At 68.0% G+C, this 6,228-nt stretch carries 8 protein-coding genes; 6 read left to right on the forward strand and 2 right to left on the reverse strand.

The features are described 5' to 3' along the window. Positions 1 to 137: 137 nt before the first annotated feature. From A5708_RS20320 to A5708_RS20340, 5 genes are all read left to right on the forward strand, one after another. Positions 138 to 770, forward strand: a complete 633-nt coding sequence (locus A5708_RS20320) for a TetR family transcriptional regulator (RefSeq protein ID WP_065030344.1) — start codon at positions 138 to 140, stop codon at positions 768 to 770. Positions 771 to 796: 26 nt separating this feature from the next. After that, positions 797 to 1,078 (forward strand): phosphoribosyl-ATP diphosphatase, encoded by a 282-nt coding sequence (locus A5708_RS20325; protein WP_065030345.1) that lies wholly within the window; start codon positions 797 to 799, stop codon positions 1,076 to 1,078. A 2-nt stretch (positions 1,079 to 1,080) separates the two neighbouring features. Next, positions 1,081 to 1,935, forward strand: a complete 855-nt coding sequence (gene hisG / locus A5708_RS20330; RefSeq protein ID WP_065030346.1) for an ATP phosphoribosyltransferase — start codon at positions 1,081 to 1,083, stop codon at positions 1,933 to 1,935. A gap of 117 nt (positions 1,936 to 2,052) precedes the next feature. After that, positions 2,053 to 2,565: a DUF4126 domain-containing protein gene (locus A5708_RS20335; RefSeq protein WP_065030347.1), complete on the forward strand. Its 513-nt coding sequence runs from the start codon at positions 2,053 to 2,055 to the stop codon at positions 2,563 to 2,565. Then, on the forward strand, positions 2,562 to 3,932 hold the full coding sequence (locus A5708_RS20340; protein ID WP_065030348.1) for an FAD-containing oxidoreductase: 1,371 nt from the start codon (positions 2,562 to 2,564) through the stop codon (positions 3,930 to 3,932). The genes A5708_RS20335 and A5708_RS20340 overlap by 4 nt, the downstream gene beginning before the upstream one ends. Positions 3,933 to 3,936: 4 nt before the next feature. Here A5708_RS20340 and A5708_RS20345 read toward each other — a convergent pair whose 3' ends face one another. After that, positions 3,937 to 4,833 (reverse strand): RecB family exonuclease, encoded by an 897-nt coding sequence (locus A5708_RS20345; RefSeq protein ID WP_065030349.1) that lies wholly within the window; start codon positions 4,831 to 4,833, stop codon positions 3,937 to 3,939. A 74-nt stretch (positions 4,834 to 4,907) separates the two neighbouring features. Here A5708_RS20345 and trmI point away from each other — a divergent pair, with 74 nt between their 5' ends. Next, positions 4,908 to 5,753, forward strand: a complete 846-nt coding sequence (gene trmI / locus A5708_RS20350) for a tRNA (adenine(58)-N(1))-methyltransferase TrmI (RefSeq protein WP_065030350.1) — start codon at positions 4,908 to 4,910, stop codon at positions 5,751 to 5,753. Between the two features lie 20 nt (positions 5,754 to 5,773). Here trmI and A5708_RS20355 read toward each other — a convergent pair whose 3' ends face one another. Continuing rightward, entirely contained in the window at positions 5,774 to 6,073 is a 300-nt protein-coding gene (locus A5708_RS20355; RefSeq protein WP_065030351.1) for a DUF503 domain-containing protein, read from the reverse strand. Between the last annotated feature and the right edge of the window lie 155 nt (positions 6,074 to 6,228).

Genomic DNA, 6,228 nt, shown 5'->3' on the forward strand with positions numbered 1-6,228 from the left:
ACTCCGCAGCTCATTGGTGTGCGCTGCATCACACTAGCCTACTTGATAGCGACTTTCAATAGTGTAGAGTCACTCATCTGAGTTTGTCGCTGCGCGGCACCGTGGGGTTTCAATGTCGGATTGGCGAAGGTGATGGCATGCCCTCAGCAAACACCGGTTCACTCCGCGACCGACGCCGCGCCGAGCTGCTTTCCCAGATCCAACGGACCGCGCACCGGCTATTCGCCGAGCGCGGTTTCGAGGCGGTGACGACCGAGGACATCGCGGCCGCCGCCGGGATCTCCATCAGCACCTACTTCCGGTACGCGCCCACCAAGGAGGGCCTGCTGGTCGATCCCGTGCGGGAGGCGGCCGCCGAGATCGTGGGCGCCTACAGCGCCAGGCCGCCACGCGAGTCGCCGGTCGAGGCGTTGATCCAGCTGTTCGTCACGCACGCCAGGGATGTCAGCGAGGTCGACAACCTCAACACCTGGCGTCTTGCCGTCGCGACGGCGCCCCACTTGTTGAGCAAATCCGTCTTGGTCAGCGAAACCGACCACGCCAAGCTGATACAGCAGGTCGCTCACCGGATGAATGTCGATGCGGCGGTTGACATTCGGCCCGCGCTGTTGGTCCACACCAGTTTGGCTACGGTGAAATTCGTCCTCGATGGATGGCTGACCTCCGACATCACCGCGCGGCCGCCATTTCACGTGCAGTTGGAGGAAGCGCTGCGCATCACGCTCGCCGGATTCGACGCACGAAGCGGCTCAGAACCCGGCCGGGGCTAAACCGCCGTGACTTTGCTCGCCGCCGCGTGAAACAATCGCTGGCCGTGAAGACCTTCGAGGATCTGTTCGCCGAACTGGGCGAGCGTGCCCGTACCCGGCCGGCCGGCAGCGCGACGGTCGCCGCGCTGGACGGCGGCGTCCACGGGCTGGGCAAGAAGATCTTGGAGGAAGCCGGCGAAGTGTGGCTGGCCGCCGAACACGAATCCGATGACGCGCTGGCGGGGGAGATCAGCCAGTTGCTCTACTGGACGCAGGTGTTGATGGTGGCGCGTGGACTGTCCCTCGACGACGTGTATCGGAAGCTGTGACCATGCTGCGGGTTGCGGTTCCCAACAAGGGCACGCTGAGCGAGCCGGCGAGCGAAATCCTCGCCGAGGCGGGCTACCGGCGCCGCACGGATTCCAAGGACCTGACCGTCATCGACCCGGCCAACCAGGTCGAGTTCTTCTTCTTGCGGCCCAAAGACATTGCCATCTATGTGGGTTCGGGAGAACTGGACTTCGGCATCACCGGCCGGGATCTGGTGGGCGATTCCGACGCCCCGGTACGCGAACGGCTGGCGCTGGGATTCGGCTCGTCGAGCTTTCGCTACGCCGGACCTGCCGGTCGCGACTGGAAGATCGCCGATCTGGCCGGCAAACGGATCGCCACCGCCTATCCCAATCTGGTCCGAAAAGACTTGTCCGGGCGCGGGATTGAGGCGACGGTCATCAGGCTCGACGGTGCGGTGGAGATCTCGATCCAGCTCGGCGTCGCCGACGCCATCGCCGACGTGGTGGGTTCCGGGCGCACCCTGAGCCTGCACAACCTCGTGGCCTTCGGCGAACCGCTGTGCGACTCGGAAGCGGTGCTGATCGAGAGCGACCACAGCAGCAAGTCCGGCACGCAGGCGGCGCGCGATCAGCTGGTGGCGCGGATCCAGGGCGTGGTGTTCGGCCAGCAATATCTGATGCTGGACTACGACTGCCCCCGCTCGGTGCAGGACAAGGCCACGGCGATCACGCCGGGGCTGGAATCGCCCACCATCGCGCCTTTGGCCGACCCGGATTGGGTGGCCATCCGCGCGCTGGTGCCGCGTCGGGGCGTCAACGAGATCATGGACGAGTTGGCCGCCATCGGCGCCAAGGCGATCCTGGCGTCCGACATCAGGTTTTGCCGGTTCTGATTGCGCGCGGTGCAAAACCCGCGGCTGTGTTAGCGTCCGCCTCGGGGGACAGCCCGGGTTGGCGTGTGGGCCGTCCCCGCATTGGTCGCCGGCGTTCGTCTCCCAGGAGGTTCTTCCGTGACACACGCACTTCTTGTCTTGCTGGCTTTATTGATTGGTGTCGTGGCCGGGCTGCGCTCGCTGACGGCGCCCGCCGTCGTCGCCTGGGCCGCCTTCATCGGCTGGGTCGATCTGCACGGCACGTGGGCGGGCTGGATGGCCAGCATCATCACGGTGATCATCTTCACCGTTCTCGCCGTGGGCGAACTGATCAACGACAAGCTGCCCAAGACGCCGGCCCGCACCGCACCACCGATCTTCGCGGCCCGGATCGTCATGGGTGGCCTCGCCGGCGCGGCCCTTGGTGCGTGGCCGCACTGGACGTTCACCGCGCTGGGCGCCGGCGTCATCGGTGCGGTACTGGGCACGCTCGGCGGCTACCACGCGCGCAGACGGTTGGTTGCCGCGACGGGCGGCAAGGACCTGCCGATCGCCTTACTCGAGGACGTCGTCGCGATCGTGGGCGGGTTCGCCATCCTTGCGGCCACGGGTCACGTGCTGACCGAGTACCTGCTGACGGCGGTTAAGTGACAGAGCATTTCGATGCGATCATCGTCGGGGCCGGGCAGGCCGGCCCGCCGCTGGCAGGCCGGCTGACCGCAGCCGGGCAGCGCGTTGCGGTGGTGGAACGCAAGCTGATCGGCGGCACCTGCGTCAACACCGGATGCATTCCGACCAAGACACTGGTGGCCTCCGCGCACGCCGCGCATCTGGCGCGCCGGGGCGCGGACTACGGCGTCGGGATCGGGCCGGTCAGCGTCGACATGGCGAAGGTCAAGGCCCGCAAGGACGAGATCATGCTGGGCGACCGCAAGGGCGTCGAGGATTGGCTCGAGGGCATGGACGGCTGCACCGTGTTTCGCGGTCATGCGGTCTTTCAGGATCCGCGCACGCTGCGCGTCGGCGACGATGTGCTGCACGCCGACCGTATCTTCCTCAACGTCGGTGGGCGCGCGGTGGTGCCCGACATCCCGGGCCTGTCCGACATCGACTTCCTCACCAACGTGTCAGTTCTCGAACTCGACACAGTACCAGCGCATCTCGTCATTGTCGGGGGCAGCTACATCGCGCTCGAGTTCGCGCAGATGTACCGGCGGTTCGGGGCCCGGGTGACCGTCGTCGAACGGGGGCCGCGGCTGGCCTCGCGCGAAGACGAGGACGTCTCGGCAACCGTCGAAGAAATTTTGCGAGGCGAAGGCATCGACGTCATCGTCGGTGCCGACGATGTGCGAATAGCCAAGACCGGCAACGGGTTCGAACTGACCCCTCGTCAGGGCGCCGGTCCCGTCGAAGGGAGCCATCTGCTGCTGGCGGTGGGCCGACGACCCAACACCGACGACCTCGGCCTGGAAGCGGCCGGGGTGCGGACCGACGCCCGCGGCTACATCGTGGTCGACGACCAGCTCAAGACCAGCGTCGATCACATCTGGGCGATGGGCGATTGCAACGGCAAGGGCGCGTTCACCCACACCTCCTACAACGATTTCGAGATCGTCGCCGCCAATCTTCTGGACGACGACCCGCGCCGGGTGAGCGACCGGATCACCACCTACGCGCTCTACATCGATCCGCCTCTGGGACGTGCCGGCATGACCGCCGATCAGGTCCGCGCGTCGGGCCGCAAGGCGCTGGTCGGCAAGCGGCCGATGACCAGAGTCGGCCGGGCGGTGGAAAAGGGTGAGACGCAAGGCTTCATGAAGGTCGTGGTGGATGCAGACACCCAGCAGATCCTGGGAGCCGCCGTCTTCGGGGTCGGCGGCGACGAGGCCATCCACGGCATCCTTGACGTCATGTCGGCCAAGGCGCCGTACACCACACTGTCGCGGACCATGCACATCCATCCCACCGTCAGCGAGCTGATTCCCACAATGCTGCAGGAGCTCTCGCCGCTCGACTAGCCGCCTAGGCCGCCGGTTCGTTCGGGCACGAATCAGCCTGTGCATCAAGGGATTCCGGCCAGCCCGGGTAGGGCGGCGGGGTTCCCCCGAACAGCGGGCAATGCTGCTGGTGGGGACACCAGTCACACAGCCGCGACTGGGCGGGACGGAAATCGCCCGTCTGCCCGGCGGATTGGATGGCCCGCCAGATCGCCATCAGCGTCTTCTCGAAACGCAGCAGCTCGTCGCGATCGGGCGTGTAGTCCAGCACCTGGCCGTCGGCCAGATAGATGAGCCGCAGCCGGGTGGGCTGCACACCGCGCGAACGCAACAGTGCCACCGCATAGAACTTCATCTGGAACATGGCCTTGAACTCGGCCAGGGCTCGCGCGGCTGGCGGGGCCTTGCCGGTCTTGTAGTCGACCACCCGAAGCTCGCCGGTGGGCGCGACGTCGATCCGGTCGATGAAGCCACGCAGCAGGGTGCCGTCGGCGAGCTCGACCTCCACCCGCTGCTCGCAACACTCCGGGTTGAACCGGGTGGGGTCCTCGAGCCGGTAATACCCGGCGAGCAACGCCTGCGCCTCGGCCAGCAGCTGCGTGCGCTGCGCCGGATCCATGTCGGCGGTCATCTCGGGCGTCGCGGCGATGATCTGGTCCCACGCGGGCTCCACCAGCGACATGGCGGTGTCGGGGCCGCGCCGCTCGGCGGGCAGGCCGTAGAGCTGTTGCAGGGCGGCATGGACCAGCGATCCGCGCAGCTGTGCGGCCGACGGCGCCTCGGGCAACCGGTCGATGGCGCGGAACCGGTACAGCAGCGGGCATTGCTTGAAGTCCGCGGCACGCGACGGCGACAGGGCCGGGCGGTACACCTGCCCCGCCGGGCGTTCCGCCGACTGGGGCGCCTCCGGCTGGACGGTCATGTCGGCAGCCTAGGACTGGGCGCCGACAACCCCCAAACACCTGCGGCGGCGAGTCGGCTGGCACGCTAGACCGCGTGTCCGTAACCGGCCCGTTCACCGAGGGCGAGCGCGTCCAGCTCACCGATGCCAAGGGTCGGCATTACACGGTCGTGCTCACCGCGGGCGCCGAGTTCCACACGCATCGCGGGGCGATTCCGCACGACGCGCTGATCGGGCTCGAGCAGGGCAGCGTGATCAAGTCCAGCAACAACGCCGTGTACCTGGTGATGCGGCCCCTGCTGATCGACTACGTGATGTCGATGCCGCGCGGGCCCCAGGTGATCTACCCGAAGGACGCCGCCCAGATCGTGCACGAGGGCGACATCTTTCCGGGCGCGCGGGTGCTGGAGGCCGGCGCGGGCTCCGGCGCGCTGACCTGTTCGCTGCTGCGCGCGGTCGGGCCCGAAGGCCGGGTGACCTCCTATGAATTGCGCGCCGACCACGCCGAGCACGCCGAACGCAACGTGTCGGTGTTTCGCGGCGGCCGGGCGCCCGACAACTGGCAACTGATCATCGGCGACGTCGCCGACTCCGAGCTGCCGGAGCAATCCTTCGACCGCGCGGTGCTCGACATGCTCGCGCCGTGGGAGGTGCTGGAGTCGGTCGCGCGACTGCTGATCCCCGGTGGCGTGCTGATCATCTACGTGGCCACCGTCACCCAGCTGTCGCGCGCGGTCGAGGCCCTGCGGGCGCAGCAATGCTGGACCGAGCCGCGGTCCTGGGAGACATTGCAGCGCGGCTGGAACGTCGTCGGTCTCGCGGTCCGGCCGCAGCATTCGATGCGCGGCCACACAGCCTTCCTGGTCTTCACGCGACGGCTCGCGCCCGGCGTCGTCGCGCCCGTGCCGTTGGGCCGCAAGCGGGAAGGCCGCGACGGCTAGCGGCGGGTCGCCACCATCGGCTAGGCGAGGTCCTCGCTGCGCACCAGGGAACGCCGCACCGACAGCAGCTCGAACTCGGGATGCGCGGCCACCAGCCGCTCGGCCGCGTCCAGGACGTCGACGGCATGACCGCGGTCGCCGGATACCGTTGCGACGCCGATGCCGGCCCGCCTATACAGCTCATGCGAACCCGTCTCGGCCGCCGACACGCTGAACTTGCGCTGCAACTCGGCGATGACGGGACGAATGACCGACCGCTTCTGTTTGAGTGACCGCACGTCGCCGAGCAACACGTCGAACTCGAGCCAGCCGATCCACATGCCGCGGGTCAACCCGGCGGGTTCTGCTGCTCGGGGGCGGGCTCCGGAGCGGGGGCAGGAGCAGGTTCCGGGGCCGGCGCGGGCGCCGGAGCCGCGGGTGGCGGTGGCGCGGGTGGCGGTGGCGCTGGCGTCGCCGGTGCCGGGCTGGGTTCGAA

Origin of the sequence: Mycobacterium colombiense (genome assembly GCF_001672755.1) — a bacterium.
GTDB lineage: Bacteria > Actinomycetota > Actinomycetes > Mycobacteriales > Mycobacteriaceae > Mycobacterium > Mycobacterium colombiense_C.

Coding starts and splice junctions, on each gene's coding strand:
- A5708_RS20320 (WP_065030344.1), top strand. CDS start 138: ATGCCCTCAGCAAACACCGGTTCACTCCGCGACCGACGCCGCGCCGAG.
- hisG (WP_065030346.1), top strand. CDS start 1,081: ATGCTGCGGGTTGCGGTTCCCAACAAGGGCACGCTGAGCGAGCCGGCG.
- A5708_RS20345 (WP_065030349.1), bottom strand. CDS start 4,833: ATGACCGTCCAGCCGGAGGCGCCCCAGTCGGCGGAACGCCCGGCGGGG.
- A5708_RS20355 (WP_065030351.1), bottom strand. CDS start 6,073: ATGTGGATCGGCTGGCTCGAGTTCGACGTGTTGCTCGGCGACGTGCGG.